Below are 21,867 nucleotides of genomic sequence, written 5' to 3' on the forward strand. Positions count from 1 at the left end.
GTTTTCAACCGAAGCACAAAGGGCTAACCCAAAGCCCACAGGCTCCACCCAGGAGCCGCACGAACCCACCCAGGGTTCACCCCGAGATTCCCCAAGAATCTCAACCACCCCAGCTCTCCCCAAGAGCTTCCCATCCCAAACAAGTACACACGAAAGAGACCCAAACCATGCTTTCTGTATCCCGCCGCAACTTCCTGTCACTGACCGCCGCAACCGCCGTAGCGACCGCACTGACCACCCAGGCAGCGCACGCAAACACCGGCATGGTACTCAACGGCAATGGCCTGGCATCAGGCGTCCTGCGCTTTACCCCCCTGGCAGACGTCAACTACACCTCCCCCTTTGCTCAGGCATTCACCGATGCTCGTGCCTTCACTACCGTAGGCACCAAGCACTCAGACGCCCTGGTGGAAGCAACCTACACCACCTCACGTCCTGCAGCAGGTACCGTTTACACCCGCGTCATCGCACGACGCAACAGCACCGGTCGTGACTACTACACCGCGATGCTCTCCATCGCCCACAGCGGCACTATGACCCTGCATATCGAGCGTGTGATGAACCACCGCACCGTTGTACTCGGTCAGAAGGTTCTGGCAACCGCAGCCCCCTCCGCCGCCTTCTCCTACGAGCTGGCTCTATCTGTCCGCGCAACTCGTCTGGTTGCTCAGGTCATCATCAATGGCCAGACCGTTGAGAGCCTGGTATCCAACGATAACCAGGTCCCCTTCCACGCAACCCCCCAGGGTGTCGGCACCGGTATTAGCGCCTACGCAGGTCGTACCGTCCCCTCTACCCACCTGGTCAAGATTGAGAAGTCCAAGGCAGATAACTGGGGCGAGCACCGCGGTGCCCTGACCGCCTCAGGCTGGGGCAAGCTCATCTTCGAGGACGACTTCAACAACGGCGCGATCGACGGCGCTAAGTGGCGCGTACGCGACAAGTCCTACGTAGGCTACGACTCCGGCGTCAACCTCAAGGAAGCCGTCACCATGGGCGACTCCTCCGCCAAGATTTGGCTGAAGAAGCTGGCTACCCCCGTCACCTACAAGGACGGCAAGCTGCGCGAATGGGCCACCGGCTACATCGACACCATGGGCAAGTTCTCCGCTGAGAGCTTCCGCCTGGAATACCGCGCCAAGCAACCCGCGTCCACCCCCGAGCACATCGGCGCCTGGGGCGGCATCTGGATGCGCCCCAACAACACCGCTCTGCTCGGTGAAATCGACATCTCCGAGTCCTACGGCTACGCTTCCGGCAAGCAGAAGGTTGATATCTCCAACCGTTCCGAGGGCACTGTGCACTACGGCCAGCAGCAGGGTAACAAGGCTAAGAAGAACGCCCTGATTCCCGTACTGGGCCAGAACCTTGCCGATGAATACCACACCTGGGCAGTTGAGAAGACTCCTGCCGGTATCAAGTTCTTCTTTGACGGGGTTGAATACCTGTTCGTCTCGTCAGAGGATCCTCGCTACCAGGCCGCACTGCCTGCTGGTGAGAAGTTCAACATCCGTTTGTGCATGCAGGCAGGCAATGCCTACTGGGGTGGCCTCGCTGAGACCACCGCGGATTGCGCAATCGAGGTTGACTACGTACGCGTTTGGGAGTACGTAGGCTAGTCAGATTCCCTGGGAAGAATCTGATGCGAGAGGGGTACCGGCGCCAGCAGCCCGGTGCCCCTTTTCGTTATGTTTGGGATAGATGCCCGCCGCGTGTGCTTCGCGGTGGGCACTTTTGTGTAGGCGGGCGGACGCCGGTGGGCTAGTATCGGGGGAGCGCGGCTTTGATGTGAGGGGAGTGTAGCGTGGCGAAGTATTCGCGGTTTGATCAGCTGCCGGTAAGCGTGTCCCGGTCGGCGCCGGGTTCTTTGCCGTCGCAGGTGGCTGAGCAGATTCGGGCTCTGGTGCTGGGTGGTTTTCTGGTGGCGGGGGATCCGCTGCCTTCTACTCGCGCGCTGGCTGATCGCCTGAATGTTTCACGTGGAACGGTTGTTTTTGCGTATGAACAGCTGGTGGGTGAGGGCTATTTAACCAGCGGACGCGGGGGCACCCGCGTGGCTGGAAACCTCACTCTGAGTGCCCCGCAGTTTCCTGGGGTTCCCGCCTCCGTGGGAGGAGCGGGTCCCGTCCAGCCCCCTGCTGGGAGCGGAGAAATGGGGCGGACGTCCGCGCACAGGAGGGTGCCGATCACCTCTCCTGCTGACACGGCTAACCGTGACCTCATCGACCTTCGCCCCGGTAGTCCCGATACCTCTCTGGTGGCAAGCTCCACCTGGCGGGCTGCCTGGCGGCAGGCGGCTGCCACTCCCGGTACGGCCTACCCGCCTGCTGGTTCCTACGAGCTGAGGGTGCAGCTGGCTGAGCACCTGAGACTCATGCGATCGGTGCTACGCACCTCCGATGACCTCTTGGTAACTGCCGGTGCCCGTGATGGCTTCCGACTGATTCTTACCGCCCTGCGGCGCAGGGTGCGCAACCGTCCGCTTCGTATTGCGGTGGAGAACCCCGGCTACCCCTCCCTGCATCGCATTCCTCTGGCCTTTGGTCACGAAATCCTACCTATCGAGGTTGATGAACAGGGGCTCAACCCTGCCCACCTGCCTACGGGGCCTAACCGGCCCGACCTCGTCCTCATAGCCCCTAGCCACCAGTACCCGCTGGGGGCTTCCATGCCGCTAGCGCGCCGCCTGGAACTGCTGGCCTGGGCGCGCACCCACGACGCCCTGCTCGTTGAAGACGATTATGACTCCGAGCTGCGCTATGTTGGCGACCCCCTACCGGCTCTAGCTTCTCTTGACCGCCCGCCCCTACCGGGTGGGGCAGAAGCCCACCCGGCCCGCTGGGCCTCCGACCGGGTGGTGACGCTTGGCTCCTTTGCCAAGATGCTGGCACCCGGTCTCAACCTGGGCTATGCGGTGGCCCCGCGACACCTACAGGCTGACCTGCTAGAACTGCGTGCCGATTTGGGCAACCCGGTGTCATCGGTCGTGCAGGATGCCATGACCGCTTTTCTGGCTGAAGGGGGAGTGCGGCGCCATACAGCGCGCATGCGTCGGGTTTACCGCGGACGCCGGGAGCAAGTACGCACAGCCTTGGAGGGTCTGGCCGGTCCGCAGGTATTACCCATGGACGGAGGCCTGCATGCAGTGATTTACCTCCCCGGCACGGACCCTGCCCGAGGCACAAGCCTTGAACAGGACCTGGTTGCCACCGCCCATTCAGCCGGTGTGCTGGTGGCCCCGCTGGGGGACTACTGGTCAGCCCGGGCAGAAACCGGTGAAGGCCTCTATGGGCTGGTTCTAGGCTTTGGTGCGGTTAGCGACCGTAAACTGGCTCTTGGGCTGGCAAGCCTGAGGCGGGTGCTTGAGGGCTACTCTTTCGATGGAGATACCTCAACAGGCCAGTAGCGCGTAACAGGCTGCCGGTAGCTCAGCGGCGGTCAGCTTGGCTGGTTAGACTGGTGGGGTGACTTTTGATTCTCAGCACTCCGATTTCCAGCAATCCGATTCCAAGCCCTCCACCCCCCACCCGGCTAGCACCGGTCAGCAGGCTGCCCCCAAGCGTCCGGCTGATCCGGCACTTGCTGCTGCCCTCACCGGACCCACCCTGGTGCACGCTCTAGTGTTTCTAGCTTTTGGTCTTACCACGGTCTTTTGGCAGCAGCCGACCCTGGGCGTCATTACCGTCATGTTGGGGCTCTATATGCTGGGCTACGCGGGGGCGTCCTATCTGACAGCGCAAACCCTGCGCCGCGTGGGTGATTCCGGCACCGCCCAGGCCTTTACCTCTATTGCCCTGGTGCAGGCCGCCGGTGGTGTGCTAGCTTTTGTGGCCCCCCGCGGGGAGTTCTGGCTGACCCTCATCGCCGCCTGTGTGTTGGGCTTGACCGGTGTGCTCAAGCTACTTGCCGGTATGCGCACTAAAGCCAGCAATCCCGCGGCCCGCGACTGGCAGCTAGAGGGAACTATCGTGACGCTTTCAGCTGCTGCCCTGCCCGTGGTTTCTGAGATTGGCGATAAGGCCATTATGGGTACCGCCGGTGGCGGCGCCCTGGTGGCCGGTATTTTCTTGGTAGTTGGGGCTCTGACCCTGCGCGCGGACGCCCGTCGCGGCTAGGAGCTGTCGGGCAAAAGTGGCGCTCACCCCGTAGACTGGTGGAGAGTTTGTTTTCAGGAGGAATGGTCTTGGCTCAGAAGAGTGAATCACCCAATCGTGGGTTTAAGGCGCAGGTGCGCGGTCCGCTGATTATTGCGGCGGTCTTGGCCCTGGTGGCTTTCTTAGGCATCGTGGTTTTTGCAACTGGCGGTACAAATAACACCCCGAACGTGGTCTTGGCTCTGACTGTTGCGGGCGCCGTTTTCGTGGTCACCCTGGTCATGTGTGCAACCCTGATTCTGGTGGAACGTCCTAACGACCCCGAGCTAGGGGAGGGTACCGGCATTAATCGGTCTTCCGCCAAGCTGTACGCGGAGGCTAAGGCCCGCCGTGAGGCCGAGACCAAGCGCCGTGAGGCTGAGGAAAAGGAGCGCTTGGCCAAGCGCATTGACGAGGCTAATGCAGCTCAGAAGAAGGGCGAATCTGACCCCTCGGCATAGGCGCCGGTAGAAGACGGGAGCTACCCTGCGGGTAGCTCCTTTCTTTATGCCTGCTGGGAGCGCAGCTGGCTGCCCCTGAGTCCCGCGGGGTGTTGCTCACTGGGGGCGGGGCCGCTCAGGTAACGGTGCAAGAGCTGGGCACTTTGTGTGCGCCCTTAAAAGGTAACGGGGGCAGGTTCTGACGCTCCAGGCGGCAACCGGTGCCGACCTGTGTGAGACTCTAGAGCGTGCGGTGAAAACCAGCGACCGCTTGGTACTTCTCGAAGTTCTGGTGGATCGCCACGATGTCCCCGACCTGCTGGAGCAGAGGGTGGAAGCCCAAAAGTAAGGGGGGTATCTTAACTTTTCCCTATGGATTTTCTGTCTGTCATGCGCTAATGCTGCATATTCTGTGTAACAGCCCGCCCACCCCTAGGCACCCGTCTATTTTTTCTGTATCGTGTGAGCTGATGCACAGAAAACTGTGCGCCCTCACGGAAGGAGGCTTCGATGACGAAGCAGTTAACCCACTACGTCGGCGGCGCCCATCGCCCCGGAACCTCAGGTCGTTTCGCCGATGTCTACAACCCCAGCACCGGCCAGGTGCAGGCCCAGGTGCCCCTGGCGTCCGCTGACGAGGTGCGCGAGGTCATCGCCAACGCCGCAGAAGCCCAGGCCAAGTGGGCTGCTACCAACCCCCAGAAGCGCGCCCGTATTCTGCACCGCTTCGTGGACCTGGTCAACCAGAACGCCGACGAACTGGCCGAGATGCTTTCGCTCGAACACGGCAAGACCGTAGCCGACGCCCACGGCGATATCCAGCGCGGCCTTGACGTCGTCGAATTTGCCACCGCCGCCCCCCACCTGCTCAAGGGCGAATACTCCGACTCCGTAGGCACCGGTATTGACGTCTACTCCATGCGTCAGCCCCTGGGCGTGGTCGCCGGTATCACCCCCTTTAACTTCCCGGCCATGATTCCCCTCTGGAAGTGTGGCCCCGCGATCGCAGCCGGTAACGCCTTCGTCCTCAAGCCCTCAGAGCGTGACCCCTCCGTGCCCCTGCGTCTGGCTGAGCTCTGGACCGAGGCCGGCCTGCCCGACGGCATCTTCAACGTGGTCAACGGCGATAAGGAGGCCGTTGATACCCTGCTCGACGACCCCCGCATTAAGGCCGTCGGCTTCGTGGGTTCCACCCCCATCGCCCAGAGCATCTACGAGCACGCCGCCCGCACCGGTAAACGCGCCCAGTGCTTCGGCGGCGCCAAGAACCACCTGATTATCATGCCTGATGCCGACCTCGACCAGGCGGCCGACGCCCTGATCGGCGCAGCCTTCGGCTCTGCCGGTGAACGCTGCATGGCTATCTCAGTTGCTGTACCCGTCGGTCAGGCCACCGCCGACGCCCTGGTCGAAAAACTGGTCGAGCGCACTAAGACCCTCAAGGTCGGTCACGCCCTTGACCCCGAAGCTGACTTCGGCCCCGTGGTAGCCGCCAGCGCCCTGGAACGCATCGAGGGCTACATCGCCGCCGGTGAGAAGGAGGGCGCTAAGCTCCTGGTGGACGGCCGCGGCGTCAAGGTCGAAGGCCACGAGGGCGGCTACTACATCGGCGCTACCCTCTTCGATAAGGTCACCACTGACATGTCCATCTACCGCGAAGAAATCTTCGGTCCTGTGCTGTCGGTAGTGCGCGTTGATGACTTCGAAGAGGCCCTGGCCCTGCCCACCAACCACGAGTTCGGTAACGGCGTTGCCATCTACACCCGCGACGGCGATACCGCCCGCGAGTTCGCCCGCCGCGTCGATGTGGGTATGGTAGGTGTGAATGTGCCGATTCCCGTGCCGATTGCCTACTACACCTTCGGCGGCTGGAAGGCCTCCGGCTTCGGCGACCTCAACCAGCACGGGCCCGACGCCTTCCGCTTCTACACCAAGACCAAGACGGTAACATCCCGCTGGCCCTCAGGCATTAAAGAGGGCGCCAGCTTCGTCATGCCCACCGGCAACTAAAGGAGGCCCACCGTGACCGATACGCCCGGCACCCAGCCGACCGAGAGCGTCCTGACCGAAAAGCGCGGCAGCCTGGGGGTTATCACCCTCAACCGCCCCCGCGCGGTCAACGCTCTCAACGCCGAGATGATGCAGCTGCTGAATACAGCCCTGGACGACTTTGAACAGGACGCCGGCATCACCGCCGTCCTCCTGCGCGGAGCTGGCGAGCGGGGCCTCTGCGCGGGTGGCGACGTGGTAGCCCTCTACAAGGCCACCGGCGAAAACCCGGCTCAGGGCGTGGACTTCTTCCGTGTGGAGTACACGCTCGACCTGCGCATCGCCCGCTACCCCAAGCCCTTCATCTCTTTCATGGACGGCCTGGTGCTGGGCGGCGGCGTTGGCGTTTCAGCCCATAGCTCCCACCGCATCGTCACCGAACGCACCCGCACCGGTATGCCCGAAACCGTTATCGGCTTCTGCCCCGACGTGGGCGGTCTCAACATCCTGGCCCGCGCCCCGCAGAACCTGGGCACCCCCATGGCTGTCACCGGCCTGCACGTGACCGGGGCGGACGCGCTCGCCGTCGGTATGGCTGACTATTTCGTGCCGTCTGAGAAGCTCGACGATCTGGTTGCTGCCCTTGAGAATGCTGAGGGGGCGGACGCCGTCACCCGCGTCATTGAGGGTTTTGCGGCTGATGCACCTTCCTCCCAGCTGGTAGAGAATGCCCACTGGATTGAGGGTGCTTTTGCCGCCGATACTGTGGAGGAGATTCTGGAGAGGGTTCAGGCGGTCGCTGATTCGGGGGCGGACGGCGCCGAGTTCGCCGGTACGGTTCTGGCGGCTCTGCAGAAGAACGGGCCGACCGGCATGAAGGTGGCTCTGGAAGCTGTGCGCCGGGCCGGTGAGCAGACCCTGGCCGAGACCCTGAATCAGGATTTTGTGACCTCCTGTAACGCCCTGGCCCATCACGATATGCGGGAGGGCATCCGGGCCCAGGTGGTAGATAAGGACCGCAACCCGCAGTGGTCCCCTGCCAGCCTCGCGGAGGTCTCGCGCGAGAGCGTCCTGGCCTTCTTCACCCCCACGAAGGCGGGGGAACTGGGCCTGGCCTAGAGACGCAGTCACCCCATTACGAATGTGACTCATATTCCCGAAAGGGTGTTGTTTTAACGCCCGCTTGGGAATATGAGTCACATTCGTTGTAGAGAAAGATAGCTCGCCTAGCCTTTGAGGTCTGGGAAGTCCGTGTCGGCGAACTCGTGGCCGTAGCCCTCGGTGGTGGTGCGGGCGGCCAGAGCGGCTGCGGTCTTCTCGCCGTGGCGGCCGTGGAACTCGTTCTCACGGGCCCGCAGTTCCACGCGGCGAATCTTGCCCGAAATAGTCTTGGGCAGCTCGTAGAACTCGATGCGGCGCACCCGCTTATAGGCGGCCAGGTGGTCGCGGGCGTACTTGAGAATATCCTTCGCGGTCTCAGCCGTTGGCTCGTGCCCAGCGGCCAGCACAATGTAGGCCTTGGGCACAGCCAGGCGGATCTCGTCGGGTGAGGGAACCACCGCAGCCTCAGCCACAGCCGGGTGCTCAATGACCACGGACTCCAGCTCAAAGGGGGAGAGCTTGTAGTCGGAGGCCTTGAAGACGTCGTCGGCACGGCCTACATAGGTGAGCACCCCGTTCTCGTCCCGCTCGGCAATATCGCCGGTGTGGTAGAAGCCCCCGCGCATGGTGTCCTCGGTTTTTTCGGGGTCCCCCTTGTACTGGGTCATGAGGCCCAGTGGGCGGGCATCGCCCAGGCGGATGCAAATCTCACCCTCGGTTTCAGAAATCTCATCGGTAGCCGGGTCAATCAGCACAATGTCGTAGCCGGGCAGGGGCTTGCCCATAGCACCAATCTTGATGGGCTGGCCGGGTGTATTGGCAATCTGCACGGTGGACTCGGTCTGCCCAAAGCCGTCTCGAATATCCACACCCCAGGCGGTTTTCACCTTGGAAATTACTTCGGGGTTCAGCGGTTCACCTGCGGCAACGACCTTGGTGGGCGGGGTTGCCAGCTGGCTCAGGTCAGCCTGAATGAGCATGCGCCAGACGGTGGGCGGGGCGCAGAAGCTGGTGACCCCGAACTTTTCCATGTTCTGCATGAGGGCGGCAGCGTCGAAGCGGGAGTAGTTGTAGATAAAGACGGTTGCCTCAGCAATCCAGGGGGTAAAAATGTTGGACCAGGCGTGCTTGGCCCAGCCGGGTGAGGCCACATTCAGGTGCACGTCACCGGGGCCCATGCCAATCCAGTACATGGTCGAAAGGTGGCCCACCGGGTAGGAGGTGTGGGTGTGCTCCACCATCTTGGCCCGTGAGGTGGTGCCCGAGGTGAAGTACCAGAGCAGGGGCTCGTCGCCCCGGGTGGGGGCGTCCGGGGTGAAATCGGTGGGAGCGGACGCCGCATCCAGGTAGTTCAGGTGGGGGTGCTTGGTCAGGGCCCCCTCGGTCTTACCGTCTGTTTCGATCACGGTGAAGTTGCCCTCAACTCGCTCGAATTTGGGCACGTTCTTGCTGTTGGTAATGACCCATTCGACCGTGCCACGGCTGATGCGTTCGTCGAGGTCAACCGGCTCAAGCATCTCGGTGGAGGGCATGAGAATAACGCCCAGCTTAATGCCGGCGAGCATAAGCTCCCAGAGCTCTACCTGGTTGCCCAGCATGAGAATCACACGGTCGCCGCGTTTCACGCCTACCGACCGTAGCCAGTTAGCCACCTGCGATGACCGCTGAGACATTTCTGCATAGCTCACGCTCACGCTGGAACCGTCCTGCTCCGCAATAATCAGGGCGGGGGCGTCCTTGCGTTCCTCGCTAGCAGCTACCTGATCAAACCAGTCGAGGGCGAAGTTGAAATGCTCAAACCGGGGCCAGGTGAACTGTTCGCGCGCGGCGGCATAGTCCTCGTGCAAGGCGACAAGCTGATCGCGAATGGTGCGGAACTCTTCGGTAACGCTCATGAGTAACCTCTTTCGGCAATAAACCACACAAAAATAGTGGCATGGGTCACGATAGGGTGCTGTGAGTCACTATAGGGGAGGGGTGGCACCCCTGCCAAGACCCTGTGGAAAAATCAACGACAGCAAGCCTGTCTGTGCGTAACGAACCAATTAATTCCCCCAAAAGCTACCCGGCAGCCCCCAAGGTGGAGTACATTCAGAGCTAAATATGGCTTGACTCACACAAAAAGTGCGGGTGAACCCCGCCCGTGAGTTGCACACGACGACGTTGCACAGGAGAGCTACCCTATGAACACCCACATCCGCGGAATGGTCAAAAACCCACCCGAAAAGCCCCTGCCCTTCCCCGACATCGACCCCTTCGGCGTCCTCAACCTGCTGCCCGACCACGAAAAAGAGTGGTTCTTGCGCATCCGCACCTACCTGCAAGAAGAAGTACGCCCCCAAATCGTTGACTACTGGAACACCGAAGAGTTCCCCCTGCATCTGCTTGAAGGTATGGCTGAGGTGGGCCTGGCCCGCCTTGAAACCAGCGGCACCTCCTGGCTCTTCCGCGGCCTGGTCTACGCAGAAGTAACCCGGGTAGATGTCTCGCTCTCAGCCCTGGTCGGTATTCACAACGAGCTGGTGCTCGGCATGATTAACATTCTCGGCTCCAACGAGCAGAAAGCTGAGATGCTCTCGAAACTCGAAAGCTTTGAACTCACCGGCGCCTTTGCCCTGACCGAGCCCGACCACGGCTCCGATATCGCTGGCGGCCTCGAAACCAGTGCCACCTTTGACGGCGAAAACTGGGTCATCAACGGCGAAAAACGCTGGATTGGCATGGGTACCATCGCCGACTTTGCCCTGGTCTGGGCCCGCGATACCGCCGACCAGCAGATTAAGGCCTTCATCGTCCCCACCGACGCCCCCGGCTATGAGGCCGAGAAGATTCGCAACAAAATCGGCCTTCGCGTCATGCAGAACGCCCACATCACCCTCACCGACGTGAAGGTGCCCGCTAGCGCCCACCTGCCCGGGGCCGTCAACTTCGACGCCGCCAACGAGATGCTGCGCAACTCCCGCGCCTGGGTGGGCTGGCAGGGCTACGGTATTCAGCTGGGTATCTTCGATATCGCCCGCGACTACGCCATCACCCGCCAGCAGTTCGGCAAGCCCCTGGCTAAGTTCCAGCTCATCCAAAAGAACATCGCAGAAATTATGAGCAACACCCAGGCAGCCCTGGGGCTCATGATGAACTGCGCCCGCATGCAAGAAAACGGAACCCTCGACATGGTTCACGCCGCCATGGCCAAGGCCACCACCACCAAGTTGGCCCGGCAGAGCGCCTGGCTGGGCCGGGAAATCCAGGGCGGCAACGGCATGACCACCGACTACGAGATGGCCAAGTTCTTTGGGGACGCCGAAATCCTCTACACCTACGAGGGCACCTACGAAATCAACTCCCTCATCGTGGGCCGGGCCCTGACCGGCTACTCAGCCTTCGTCTAAACCCCTCACCTCCCACCTGAAAGAGAGCACCATGGATCTCACCAACACCACCGCCCTGGTCACGGGCGCAGCCTCGGGTATCGGAGCAGCAACCGCCCGCGCTCTGGTTGCCCGCGGCGTGCACGTCTACGGGCTTGACCTTCCCGCCGGTATCGAGAAGGCCGGGGAGGTTGATGGCGTTACCTTCCTGCCCGGCGACGTCACCGACTACGCTGCCGTTGAAGCTGCCTTCGAGCAGGTGGGGCAGGACGAGCGCCCCCTGCGTACCGTAGTCAACTGCGCCGGTATCGCCCCGGGGGCCCGCGTCCTCTCCAAAAGGGGGCCGCACGACCCCGCCCTCTTCGCTAAAACCGTCAGCATTAACCTCAACGGCACGTTCAATGTGCTCACAGCCGGGGCAGCCCTGATGGCCACCCAGGAGCCGGTGAAAGGCACAGCCGGGCGGGGCGTCATTATCAACACCGCCTCTATCGCCGCCTATGAGGGGCAGATTGGCCAGATAGCCTACGCGGCATCAAAGGGCGGGGTCGTAGCCCTGACCCTACCCGCGGCCCGAGATCTGGCCAGTTCAGGAATCCGTGTAAATACCATCGCCCCGGGCATTGTTGATACCCCGCTCATGGCCGGTATCACCGAAGAGTTCCGTGAAGAGCTGGCTAAAAACGTGCCTTTCCCGCAGCGCCTTGCAGCTCCTGCCGAATACGCCGACCTAGCGGTCTTTATCGCCGAGCACGACTACATCAACGGCGAAACTATCCGCATGGACGGCGCCCTACGCATGGCCCCTCGTTAGATTGCGCCTTAGCTTCACCAGACCTACCAGCCCACCTTGTAAGGGAGAAGAAGATGACCACCACACCCACCATCGCTTTTATCGGCCTGGGGCACATGGGCGGCTACATGGCGGCCAACCTGGTTGCCGCAGGCTACACCGTGCACGGCTTTGACCTGGTGCCCGCCGCGCTCGATGCCGCCCGCGACCGCGGAATCCAGGTCGCTGCCAGCGGTGAAGAAGCCGCAGCTCAGGCCGATATCGTCATCACCATGCTGCCCGCTGGCCAGCACGTTCTGGGAGCCTACGGCGGACGCGAGGGTGAGGGAGGCTTACTGGCTGCCGCTCAGCCCGGCACCCTCTTCGTAGACTGCTCCACCATCGAGGTGGAGCATGCCCGCCAGGCAGCCGACCTGGCTGTGCAGGCCGGTATGCGGGCCGTGGACGCTCCTGTGTCCGGCGGTATGGTGGGGGCCGAGCAGGGCACCCTCACCTTCATGGTGGGTGGCGCTGAGGCAGACGTAGACCAGGTTCGCCCCCTGCTTGAGGTAATGGGTAAGAAGGTGGTGCACTGCGGTACCAACAGCACCGGCCAGGCCGCCAAAATCTGTAACAACATGCTGCTGGGTATCACCATGGTGGGCGCTTCAGAAGCCTTTGTATTGGGTGAGCGTCTGGGGTTGGACGCCCAGGTGCTCTATGACGTTATCTCAACTTCGTCCGGCTACTGCTGGGCGGTCAACGTCAACTGCCCGGTACCCGGCCCCGTGCCCGGGTCGCCCGCCAACCGGGACTACGAACCGGGCTTTGCCACCGCCCTGATGAGCAAAGACATGGGGCTAGCTGTCGCCGCCCTCGACACCGCAGGGGTCAACGGCGAACTCGGCAAGCACGCCGCAGATATCTATACTCACCTGGTAGAAGAAGGGCGCGGCACCAAGGACTTCTCAGACGTCATCAACGCTATTCGTGAGGCCGACGGCTCACCCGTCTCAGGCATCTAGCCCGCCTACAGCAAGGAGGAACACCGTGACCACTTACGAGAATATTCTGGTTGAAACCCGCGGACGGGTTGGGCTGATTACCCTCAACCGCCCCAAGGCTCTGAACGCCCTCAACGACGCCACCATGCGCGAGGTTGTTGCCGCCGCAACCGACTTTGACCGTTCCCCCGAGGTGGGGGGCATCGTCCTCACCGGTAGCGAAAAAGCTTTTGCCGCCGGGGCAGACATTAAGGAAATGTCATCCCAGACCTACGCCAGCATGTACGCAGCTGACTGGTTTGCTCACTGGGATAACCTCACCCGCCTGCGCACCCCCATCGTGGCAGCCGTGAACGGCTATGCCCTGGGGGGTGGCTGCGAGCTGGCCATGATGGCTGACATGCTGGTAGCTGGGCCTTCCACTAAGTTTGGCCAGCCCGAAATTAACCTGGGGGTCATTCCCGGTATGGGTGGCTCCCAGCGCCTGACCCGCGCTGTGGGTAAGGCTAAGGCCATGGACCTCTGCCTGACCGGGCGCTTTATGGGGGCGGACGAAGCCGAGCGGGCGGGGCTGGTATCCCGCCTGGTGGATCAGGACGCGGACGTCCTCCCCACTGCCCTTGAGATGGCAGAAACCATCGCTTCTAAGTCAAAGTTCGTGGCCCAGGTCTGCAAGGAGGCCGTTAACGCCGCTTTTGAGACCACCCTGGCCCAGGGTATCCAGTTTGAGCGTCGCACCTTCCACGCTCTTTTTGCTACAGAGGATCAGAAAGAGGGCATGGCTGCTTTTGTTGAGAAGCGGGAGGCAGATTTTAAGCACCGCTAAAGCTTCATGCCCTCCGAAAAGTGCAAGTGCCCTGCCAAAAGTGACGGGCACTTGCGCTTTTCAGGGGGTATCTTGAGGGTATGAATAAGACCCGCCTAAGCCCTACCGCTCCCGGCCTGTATACGGCGTCCGCGAGCGTCCGCTCCACCAACCTTGGTGCCGAGATGCCCAACCCTACAGGTAAGGGCACCACCGGCATCAATAAGCAGCCAGTAGATTCCCTGGAGGTTTTTGCCCCGGCACCCGGCTATGGCAACGGCTCCGGCGTGCGCGGGGATTTTGTGGGGGACGCCAAGCACCACGGCGGTGCTGACAAGGCGGTTTACGCCTTTGCCCGGGAAGAACTGGATTACTGGGCCGAGCGCTTAGGTGCTCCCTTGGCTGACGGGCAGTTCGGCGAGAACCTAACTACCGAGGGTATTACCTGGAGCCGGGTTCTCATCAACCAGCGCCTGGCGGTGGGCACGGCCGTGCTCGAGGTGTCGGTACCGCGCCAGCCCTGCCGCACCTTTGCCGACTGGCTGGGTCAAAAAGGCTGGGTAAAAACCTTTACCGAGCGTCAGGACGCCGGCGCCTACTTGCGCGTCATCCAGCCCGGTACCATCACAGCTGGGGATACTATTACTTTTCTGCCTGCCCCCGACCACGGGGTGACCATGGGGCAGGCCTTTGCGGCCGCTATGGGTGATCGTGCTGCCATGCAGGCCGTGGTAGAAGCAGGCTGCTACCCACCTTTCTACCACGACCGGCTACTGGCTAAACTGGGGCGCTAGCTGGCTTGTCTGTCTACTTCATGTGGTTTATTTTTCTGATCTAGCCTTTGATGCGAAAAATGCCTTGCACCCCTTCGAAAAGTGCAACTGCCCTGCCAAAAGTGACGGGCACTTGCACTTTTCCGACGGCATCTCCCTATCGCCCGCAATGCTTTCCTGGTAAAGTAATGCCTGTAAGGGAAATCAACCTGAAAGGCATACAATCGTGGCACCTAAAATAGGCTTCCTCTCCTTCGGTCACTACGGCGACTACCCCGGCTCCAAAACCCGCACGGGCGCCGACATGCTCCACCAGGCCATCGATCTGGCCGTCGGCGCTGAAGAAATCGGACTGGACGGGGCCTTCTACCGCGTCCACCACTTCGCCCAGCAACAGATGTCCCCCTTCCCTCTGTTGGCCGCCGCAGGAGCCCGCACCTCCACCATCGAGCTGGGCACCGGCGTCATCGATATGCGCTATGAAAACCCGCTCTACATGGCAGAGCAGGCAGCCATGGTCGACCTCATTGCCGGTAACGAGCGCCTACAGCTGGGTATCTCCCGCGGCTCACCCGAGACCGTCTATAAGGGCTTTGCCCACTTCGGCTACCTACCCGCCGAGGGGGAGGACGAGTCTGACATGGCTCGCCGTCACACCGCCCTCTTTCGCGAGGCTATTGCCGGGAAGGGAATCGCCCAGAGCGTTTCTGACCCCACCCAGCTTGATCCGATTACGCCCCAGTCACCCGGCCTGCCCCGTCGTATCTGGTGGGGTGCTGGCACTCGCGATACTGCCCGCTGGACCGGCGAACAGGGCATGAACCTTATGTCCTCCACCCTGCTGTTGGAAGATACCGGTGTGCCCTTTGACCAGCTCCAGGCCGAGCAACTACGTATCTTCAAGCAGGCTTGGGCGGACGCCGGGCACGAGGGTACCCCGCGCACTTCGGTCTCGCGTTCGATTATTCCGATTATTGACGAGCAGAGTAACTACTACTTCGGCCTGCGCGCCCAGGCTGAGGGGCAGGACCAGGTTGGTATTCTGGACGGTGCTGTCTCCCGCTTCGGCAAGAGCTACATCGGTGAGCCCGACAAAATCGCCGAAGAGCTGGCTCAGGACGAGGCCGTGGCCGAGGTGGATACCCTGCTGGTGACCATTCCCAACATGCTGGGAGTGGACTTCAACCTGCGCCAGCTGGAGGCAATCGTCCGCGATATTAAACCCGCACTCTAACCCCGTTCCCGCCCCTGGCAAGGGGACCTCATTTCTTCAAAAGGACCGCATAATATGCGGTCCTTTTGAAGTTTCGGGGTCCCTTTGAGAATGAGGAGTTACTTGACCCCTTCAATCTCGGATTCAGTGACCCACTTATGGTTCTTCATGGTCATGCCACTGGAAGTGAAGTCCACCATATAAACGGTCTCATCGGTGGATGACTCAACCGTTCCCTCAGCTCCCTTCATGCCGGTCATGTGCTCAGCCTCGATGGTCACGGGGGCGCCGTCGGAAAGGCGCTCACTCCCGGCGTCCGCCAGTTCTTCCTGCACAACCCACTTGTGGTCGGTGACGGGGTCAGAGCCATCGGTGGGAGTGTAATTCACCGAGTAAGTGTAGGTCTGGTAGGCGCCCACGATGGTGGCGGTGGCCCCGTCCATACCACTCATGTGGTCAGCGGCGAGAACAACCTCGGTGCCAACCGGGTAGGTGGGGTCTGATGCTTCAGCGATACCGGCAGGTGCGGGCCCGCCATCTGTCGGGTGGTTGGCGTGATCAGCGTGGGCTGCGGCAGCTGACGAGACCAGAGCCTCAGCCTCGTTTTTAGCAGTTGACTCGTTGGACCCGCAGGCGGTCAGAGCCAGCAGAGATAGGGCAGCGAGGGCGAGGACGCGGGTAGTTAGGGTTTTCATAGTTACCTCCTAGGGTGTGGGTTGAATGTTATGAGAAGCGGAAGAGTCGGGTGGAGTTGAGCACCACGAAGACCGACGAGAAAGCCATGGCCGCCGCCGCAATCATGGGGTTGAGCAGGCCCGCCGCCGCCACCGGAATCGCCACCGTGTTATAGGCAAAAGCCCAGAACAGGTTGCTCTTAATCAGGCGCAGGGTAGCCCGCGAGAGCCGAATCGCCGTCGGGAGTGAGCCCAGGTCACTGCGGACAATGGTCATATCGGCGGCCTCCATAGCCACGTCGGTGCCCGACCCCATGGCCACGCCCACGTCCGCCTGAGCCAGGGCGGCCGCGTCATTCACGCCGTCGCCCACCATAGCGACCCCGGCCCCGCCCTCCTGCAGGCGGGTGATGGTGGCCAGCTTGTCGGACGGGCTGACCCCCGCGTAGACGTCCGCCGGGGCAATACCCACCTCGGCTGCCACGGCGCGGGCGACGGGTTCGGCGTCCCCGGTCAGCAGAACCGGGGTGAGCCCCAGGGCCTTGAGTTCTGCCAGGGCTTCGGACGCCCCCGGCTTGGGGGTATCTTGCAGGGCCAGCAGGGCCGCGGGCTGCCCGTTGAGAGCAAGGACGACGGTGGTGCGTCCGGCCTCCTGCCCGGCCAGTAGGGTGCGGGCTTGGGCTTCGCTCAGCTCGACACCTTCGGCAGTTAAGAAGCTGGCCTGACCCACTAGAGCCGTAATTTCTCGGCTTTCACCTGGGGAAACCTCTTCCAGCAGGGTGGCTCGCACACCCCCTCCGGGGGCTGACTCAAAGGCGGTGACTTCAGGCAGAGAGGAACCCGCCCCAGCAGCCTGGGCTGCCTGGGTGATAGCCCGGGCAATGGGGTGCTCAGAGCGGCTCTCAGCTGCCCCGGCCACCGCCAGCAGGCGCCCTGCGTCCTGGGCTTCAAAGCCCGCAAGGGGAGTTACCTCAGCCAGGGTGAATGCGCCGGTGGTGACGGTGCCGGTCTTATCGAGCACCACGGTGCGCAGGTGCTTGGTGGATTCGAGCACCTGGGCTGAACGAATCAGAATACCCAGCTGGGAACCGCGCGAGGTGCCTGCCAGCAGGGCCGTAGGGGTAGCCAGACCCAGGGCGCAGGGGCAGGCAATGACCAGCACCGACACGGCTGCGGTAAAGGCAGCGTTGAGGTCGCCGGTCAGCAACAACCAGCCCGCCAGGGTGGCCAGGGCCAGCCCGATGACAATCGGAACGAAAACCGCAGAAACCCTATCTGCCAGGCGGGCAATAGGAGCCTTCGTCGATTGGGCCTCGGCCACGGTACGGCTCATCTGGGCCAGCACGGTATCGGCCCCCACCCGGGTTGCCCGCACCGTCAGGGAGCCGGACGTATTGACGGTCGCCCCGACAACAGCGTCCCCAACTTCCACCTCAACCGGCACAGACTCACCGGTCAGCAGGGAGGTGTCTACCGCCGAGCGTCCTTCGACAACCTCGCCGTCCACCGCGATTTTCTCGCCGGGGCGCACCAGAAAGATGTCGCCGGGCAGCAGGTCTTTGACGGGAATCTGCACTTCCCGCCCGCCCTGCAGCACCGTGGCCGATTTAGCCCCTAGATTCAGCAGGGCCCGCAGGGCCTGGGAGGATCGCCGGGCGGTACGGTGCTCAATGGTGCGGCCAGCCAGCAGGAAGAGGGTAATCATGGCGGCGGCATCGAAGTAGAGCATGTGGTCCATGCCGTGGCTGCCAGGCGAGGACGCCCCGTGCCCGGCATGGGCGGTCATAGCCGGGTCGATAAGGAGCTGCCAGAGCGAAAAAGCGTAGGAGGCAACCACACCCAGAGAAATGAGGGTGTCCATGGTGAAAGAGCCGTGCCGCAGGTTAGTCCAGGCCGGGCGGTGGAAGGGCATAGCTGCCCAGGTGGCCACCGGCAGGGTCAGGGCTGCGACCACCCAGCCCCAGTGGGGGAACTGGAAGGTAGCAAACATAGAAATGAGAAAGACCGGCAGGGTGAAGAGCGCCGCTACCCACAGTCGCGGGGCGAGCGAATCCTGCCTGGCCTCGTCTGCCTGCTCCACGGCGTCCTGCTTGAGACTGGCCGAGTAGCCGGCCTTCTCGATGGTCTCAATCAGCTGCTCATCGGTGATAGAGGCTGGTGCAACTACGCGGGCGGTCTCCAGCGGCAGGTTGACCGAGGGTTCCACCCCAATTTTCTTGAGCTTGCGCTCCACCCGCCCCACGCAGGACGCGCAGGTCATGCCTCCCACGTTCAGATTCACGATGCGGGTATCACCGGTGAAAACCTCAGCGGTAGATTGGGTTGGCATGACGCCTTCTTTCACTTGATATGTTTGTTGTGTTTGGTGCTTATAGGGTGCTTGGGGGCGGACGCATATCGCGGGCTGTGGAGGGCGGCTTTGCCCAGCGACCCTCTTGCTCCTCGCCTGGGGGCTCGTCGCAATTCACGCCAGCCCCGGAGCCAGCTGGGCGCCAGCCGCCCTCCGTCGCCCGCGGGTGCGGGCGCGCATCGGCAGCCAACTGGCTGGGGCTGGCATGAATCGCGCGCGAGCTTGCGAGCCCGCGAGAAGGTTAGTTGGCAGAGATGCGCGTCCGCACCTGTATCGGTGATTAGCCGACGGGGGTGAAGCCGGCTTCTTCGATGGCGGCTGAGACGGCGGCGGCGTCCAGGTCGCCGGTGTGGTTGATGGTGACGGTGGATTCGCCGCCCTTGACCACATCGACCTCTACGCCGGTGACGTTCTCAATCTCTTCGATTTCTTCGCGCACGCTCATGGCGCAGTGGTTGCAGGTGAGGCCGGTTGCCTTGACGATGGTTGCTGACATGGGGTTTCTCCTTATGGGTGTGGGGCGCGGACGCCCGTACTTGCGGTGGCGGGAAGCGGTGGGCTTCCGCCGGGTTTAGCTCTTGATCAGGCGGGTAATAGCTGCCATGGCCTCACTGATTTTGTCGTCGAGTGGGGCGGTGTCGCCTGTGGCCTCTGCCTGGGTGGCAGCTTCGACGACGCAGTGCCGTACGTGGTCTTCCAGTAACTGGATGGAGACGCTGTGCAGGGCCTTGTTGATGGCAGAGACTTGGGTGAGGATGTCGATGCAGTAGACATCCTCGTCGACCATGCGCTGGATGCCGCGTACCTGCCCCTCGATGCGGCGCAGGCGCTTGAGGTAGGCGTCCTTGTCGGCGGTGTAGCCGTGCTGGTGCCCCTCGTGCGGGTTGGCCTGGTGGGTTGCGCAGTGTTCTTCGCTCATGCCTTAAGCATATACCCCCTAGGGGTATGTTTACAAGAGGGTGGTTTCTTGAAAGTAACCGAAATTGCCATAGGTGCGGAAAAAGAACGCGCTAATGAAAATTTCGATTACCTTCAGCACTGCCGGCCGATACTAAGCGCCCTGTTAGACTGGTGGTATGGCTTCTTTCATCGAGGATTACGCCCTGCTCTCAGACATGAACACCGGCGCGCTGGTTTCCCGCACCGGTTCCATTGACTGGTTCTGCGCCCCGCGCTTTGACTCCCGCGCGGTCTTCGCCGCCCTTCTGGGGGAGCGGGAACACGGACGCTGGCTACTGGCCCCCCTCGAATCGGTCAACCCCGCCCCGGTGGAAGAGATTCGCACGGAGCGTTCCTACCGCGAGAACACCTTTATTCTGCAGACCGTCTGGTTTGTGGGGGACGCGTCGGTGCGCGTCACCGAGTTTATGCCGCTTTCGGGTGGCACCACCATTGTGCGCAACGTGGAGGGCCTGACCGGTGAGGTCACCATGTACCACGAGCTGGCCCTGCGTTTTGACTACGGTAAGACGATTCCCTGGGTTACCCGCTATGAGGGGGTGGACGCCGCTGGCGCCCCCGACCCGTCCGCCGACATGCTGGTGGGGATGGCTGGCCCTCATGCCCTGGTCTTCCGGGGTGACTCCCTGCCTGAGGGTGACCCCGAATCTAAGGCCGAAACCTTCACCGTTTCTGCTGGTCAGAGTTACACTTTCACCCTGTCTTACTTTGCCTCTAACCACAATCCGCCTGCCCCGGTGGACTACCCCACGGCCCTGACCTACACCCAGGAGCAGTGGCAGGAGTGGTCCGATCTCTACAGCCCCGCAGACTCCCTGCCAGAGGCTGAAGATGAGGACGCCACTCCCGCCCACCTGCCCGAGGGCGGGCAGGTGCCCACCGGCGTCCGCGCATCTGAGCAGGCAGAGCAAGCGTCCGCTACTATTTCGGCGGTGCGCGAGGTTGAAGAGCTGGAAGAGGCTAAGACCTCATCAATTCTGCTGGAAACCGGCTCCAACACCGCTGCCCCCGAGGTCGATGAAGCCACCTATCGTGAGCTGGCCCAAACGGCTGCGAGCCAGGTTGTTGCCCCCACCGCCGAGGACCACCGCGAAGAAGCTAACGCCCGCTACCGGGAAGCCCGCCTGAGGTCCCTGCTGGTTCTACGCGCCCTGATTTCCCGTGAAACCGGCGCCCTGGTCGCCTCTGCGACCACCTCCCTGCCCGAGGTGCTTGGGGGCAAACGTAACTACGACTTCCGTTTCACCTGGCTGCGCGATGTCGCCATGGCCATGGACGTGACCCTCGCCCACGGCCACGAACGCGAAACCGCCCAGCTACGCAACTGGATTCTGCGCGCTCTGGCCAACAACCCCCGCCGCATTCACGCGGTCTACGGCCTGGCTGGCGAAAAGGACGACATCGAGCGCCGTCTTGCCCTGCCCGGCTATGAGGGCTCCCAGCCGGTCAGAAGCGGCAACGGGTCGGGTGATCAGTTCCAGGGGGACGCCCTGGGGCAGGTGCTTGTCACCTTCGCCAACCTGCGCGAAGCGGGCGTAGCAGAAGACCACCTCTCCTGGCCGATCCAGAAGGCCCTGCTCAACGCCGCCACCGAACGTATCGGCGACACCGACCGCTCCATGTGGGAAACCTTCGGCGAGCCCGCCGTCTACACCCACTCCCAGGCTATGCTCTGGGCAGCCTTCGACGCCGGTGTCTCTGCCGTGCGTGACTTCGGGCTCGACGGGGACGCCGCCACCTGGGAACACTGCCGCGACGCCGTTGCCGATGAAATCCTGAGCCGCGGCTTCAACGCCGACCTGGGCTGCTTCGTCTCAACCTACGGCGGCACCGCCGTGGACGCCTCCCTGCTGCAGCTGCCCCAAATCGGGCTCGTAGACTGGGATGACCCCCGCATGCTGGCAACCGTTGAACGTATCGAAGCGACCATCCGCCACTCCTCGGGCATGATTTACCGCTACGACAACTCCGACTCCCAAGACGGCTTTGAGGGGCAGGATAACCCCCACTTCATCTCCTCCCTCTGGCTAGCAGAGCAGTACATCCGCTCCGGACGGGAGGCGGACGGACGCGCCCTCATCGACACCGTCCTGGACTGCGCCAGCGACCTGGGGCTGATGAGCTCCGAGTACGACTTTGAACAGCAGCGCCTCACCGGCAACTTCCCCCAGGCCCTGGCCCATATCTCTCTGATCCGGGCTGTGGAGGCGCTGGGGCTGTAGAAAAAGGTGTTGAGCAGGTGGGTATACCTCTGCCTGCGACCCTCTCGCCGGTTCGCTAGCGCT

The 21,867-nt window shown here is 62.5% G+C and carries 18 protein-coding genes; 13 read left to right on the forward strand and 5 right to left on the reverse strand.

Annotated features, from left to right (window positions below):
- Positions 1–167: 167 nt before the first annotated feature.
- The 6 genes from L7A20_RS00755 to L7A20_RS00780 all read left to right on the forward strand — a co-directional run bounded on the left by L7A20_RS00755 (position 168) and on the right by L7A20_RS00780 (position 7,681).
- On the forward strand, positions 168–1,619 hold the full coding sequence (locus L7A20_RS00755) for a glycoside hydrolase family 16 protein (protein ID WP_237222046.1): 1,452 nt from the start codon (positions 168–170) through the stop codon (positions 1,617–1,619).
- 185 nt (positions 1,620–1,804) lie between these two features.
- Entirely contained in the window at positions 1,805–3,406 is a 1,602-nt protein-coding gene (locus L7A20_RS00760; protein ID WP_237222047.1) for a PLP-dependent aminotransferase family protein, read from the forward strand.
- A 58-nt stretch (positions 3,407–3,464) separates the two neighbouring features.
- A complete protein-coding gene (locus L7A20_RS00765; protein ID WP_237207437.1) occupies positions 3,465–4,115 on the forward strand; it encodes a hypothetical protein in 651 nt (216 codons plus the stop codon).
- 68 nt (positions 4,116–4,183) lie between these two features.
- Positions 4,184–4,594, forward strand: coding sequence for a hypothetical protein (locus tag L7A20_RS00770; RefSeq protein WP_237198304.1), 411 nt, complete (start codon positions 4,184–4,186; stop codon positions 4,592–4,594).
- A 489-nt stretch (positions 4,595–5,083) separates the two neighbouring features.
- Positions 5,084–6,583 carry a CoA-acylating methylmalonate-semialdehyde dehydrogenase gene (locus L7A20_RS00775; RefSeq protein ID WP_237222048.1) on the forward strand — a complete coding sequence of 500 codons (1,500 nt, stop codon included), beginning with the start codon at positions 5,084–5,086 and terminating at the stop codon, positions 6,581–6,583.
- A gap of 12 nt (positions 6,584–6,595) precedes the next feature.
- Positions 6,596–7,681 (forward strand): enoyl-CoA hydratase/isomerase family protein, encoded by a 1,086-nt coding sequence (locus L7A20_RS00780; RefSeq protein ID WP_237222049.1) that lies wholly within the window; start codon positions 6,596–6,598, stop codon positions 7,679–7,681.
- A 107-nt stretch (positions 7,682–7,788) separates the two neighbouring features.
- Here the strand turns inward: L7A20_RS00780 and L7A20_RS00785 are convergent, their stop codons facing one another.
- Positions 7,789–9,558 (reverse strand): AMP-binding protein, encoded by a 1,770-nt coding sequence (locus tag L7A20_RS00785; RefSeq protein WP_237222050.1) that lies wholly within the window; start codon positions 9,556–9,558, stop codon positions 7,789–7,791.
- A gap of 288 nt (positions 9,559–9,846) precedes the next feature.
- Between L7A20_RS00785 and L7A20_RS00790 the strand changes: the two genes are divergently transcribed.
- The 6 genes from L7A20_RS00790 to L7A20_RS00815 all read left to right on the forward strand — a co-directional run bounded on the left by L7A20_RS00790 (position 9,847) and on the right by L7A20_RS00815 (position 15,619).
- Positions 9,847–11,052 (forward strand): acyl-CoA dehydrogenase family protein, encoded by a 1,206-nt coding sequence (locus L7A20_RS00790; protein WP_237198308.1) that lies wholly within the window; start codon positions 9,847–9,849, stop codon positions 11,050–11,052.
- Positions 11,053–11,083: 31 nt separating this feature from the next.
- Positions 11,084–11,845, forward strand: coding sequence for an SDR family oxidoreductase (locus tag L7A20_RS00795; RefSeq protein ID WP_237207451.1), 762 nt, complete (start codon positions 11,084–11,086; stop codon positions 11,843–11,845).
- A gap of 53 nt (positions 11,846–11,898) precedes the next feature.
- Complete coding sequence (gene mmsB, locus L7A20_RS00800) at positions 11,899–12,828, forward strand: 3-hydroxyisobutyrate dehydrogenase (RefSeq protein WP_237222051.1); 930 nt, start codon at positions 11,899–11,901, stop codon at positions 12,826–12,828.
- Between the two features lie 25 nt (positions 12,829–12,853).
- A complete protein-coding gene (locus L7A20_RS00805) occupies positions 12,854–13,633 on the forward strand; it encodes an enoyl-CoA hydratase (protein WP_237222052.1) in 780 nt (259 codons plus the stop codon).
- Positions 13,634–13,713: 80 nt separating this feature from the next.
- Positions 13,714–14,406: an MOSC domain-containing protein gene (locus tag L7A20_RS00810; protein ID WP_237210003.1), complete on the forward strand. Its 693-nt coding sequence runs from the start codon at positions 13,714–13,716 to the stop codon at positions 14,404–14,406.
- Positions 14,407–14,611: 205 nt separating this feature from the next.
- A complete protein-coding gene (locus L7A20_RS00815; RefSeq protein WP_423817411.1) occupies positions 14,612–15,619 on the forward strand; it encodes an LLM class flavin-dependent oxidoreductase in 1,008 nt (335 codons plus the stop codon).
- A gap of 98 nt (positions 15,620–15,717) precedes the next feature.
- Here L7A20_RS00815 and L7A20_RS00820 read toward each other — a convergent pair whose 3' ends face one another.
- From L7A20_RS00820 to L7A20_RS00835, 4 genes are all read right to left on the reverse strand, one after another.
- Positions 15,718–16,293: a YdhK family protein gene (locus L7A20_RS00820; RefSeq protein WP_237222053.1), complete on the reverse strand. Its 576-nt coding sequence runs from the start codon at positions 16,291–16,293 to the stop codon at positions 15,718–15,720.
- A 28-nt stretch (positions 16,294–16,321) separates the two neighbouring features.
- Positions 16,322–18,601: a heavy metal translocating P-type ATPase gene (locus tag L7A20_RS00825; protein ID WP_237222054.1), complete on the reverse strand. Its 2,280-nt coding sequence runs from the start codon at positions 18,599–18,601 to the stop codon at positions 16,322–16,324.
- Positions 18,602–18,902: 301 nt separating this feature from the next.
- Positions 18,903–19,118, reverse strand: a complete 216-nt coding sequence (locus tag L7A20_RS00830) for a heavy-metal-associated domain-containing protein (RefSeq protein WP_237208514.1) — start codon at positions 19,116–19,118, stop codon at positions 18,903–18,905.
- 75 nt (positions 19,119–19,193) lie between these two features.
- Positions 19,194–19,541 (reverse strand): metal-sensitive transcriptional regulator, encoded by a 348-nt coding sequence (locus L7A20_RS00835; protein ID WP_237222055.1) that lies wholly within the window; start codon positions 19,539–19,541, stop codon positions 19,194–19,196.
- 157 nt (positions 19,542–19,698) lie between these two features.
- Here L7A20_RS00835 and L7A20_RS00840 point away from each other — a divergent pair, with 157 nt between their 5' ends.
- Positions 19,699–21,804, forward strand: a complete 2,106-nt coding sequence (locus tag L7A20_RS00840) for a glycoside hydrolase family 15 protein (RefSeq protein ID WP_237222056.1) — start codon at positions 19,699–19,701, stop codon at positions 21,802–21,804.
- Positions 21,805–21,867 lie beyond the last annotated feature (63 nt).

The organism is Rothia nasimurium (assembly GCF_928381415.1).
GTDB lineage: Bacteria > Actinomycetota > Actinomycetes > Actinomycetales > Micrococcaceae > Rothia > Rothia nasimurium_H.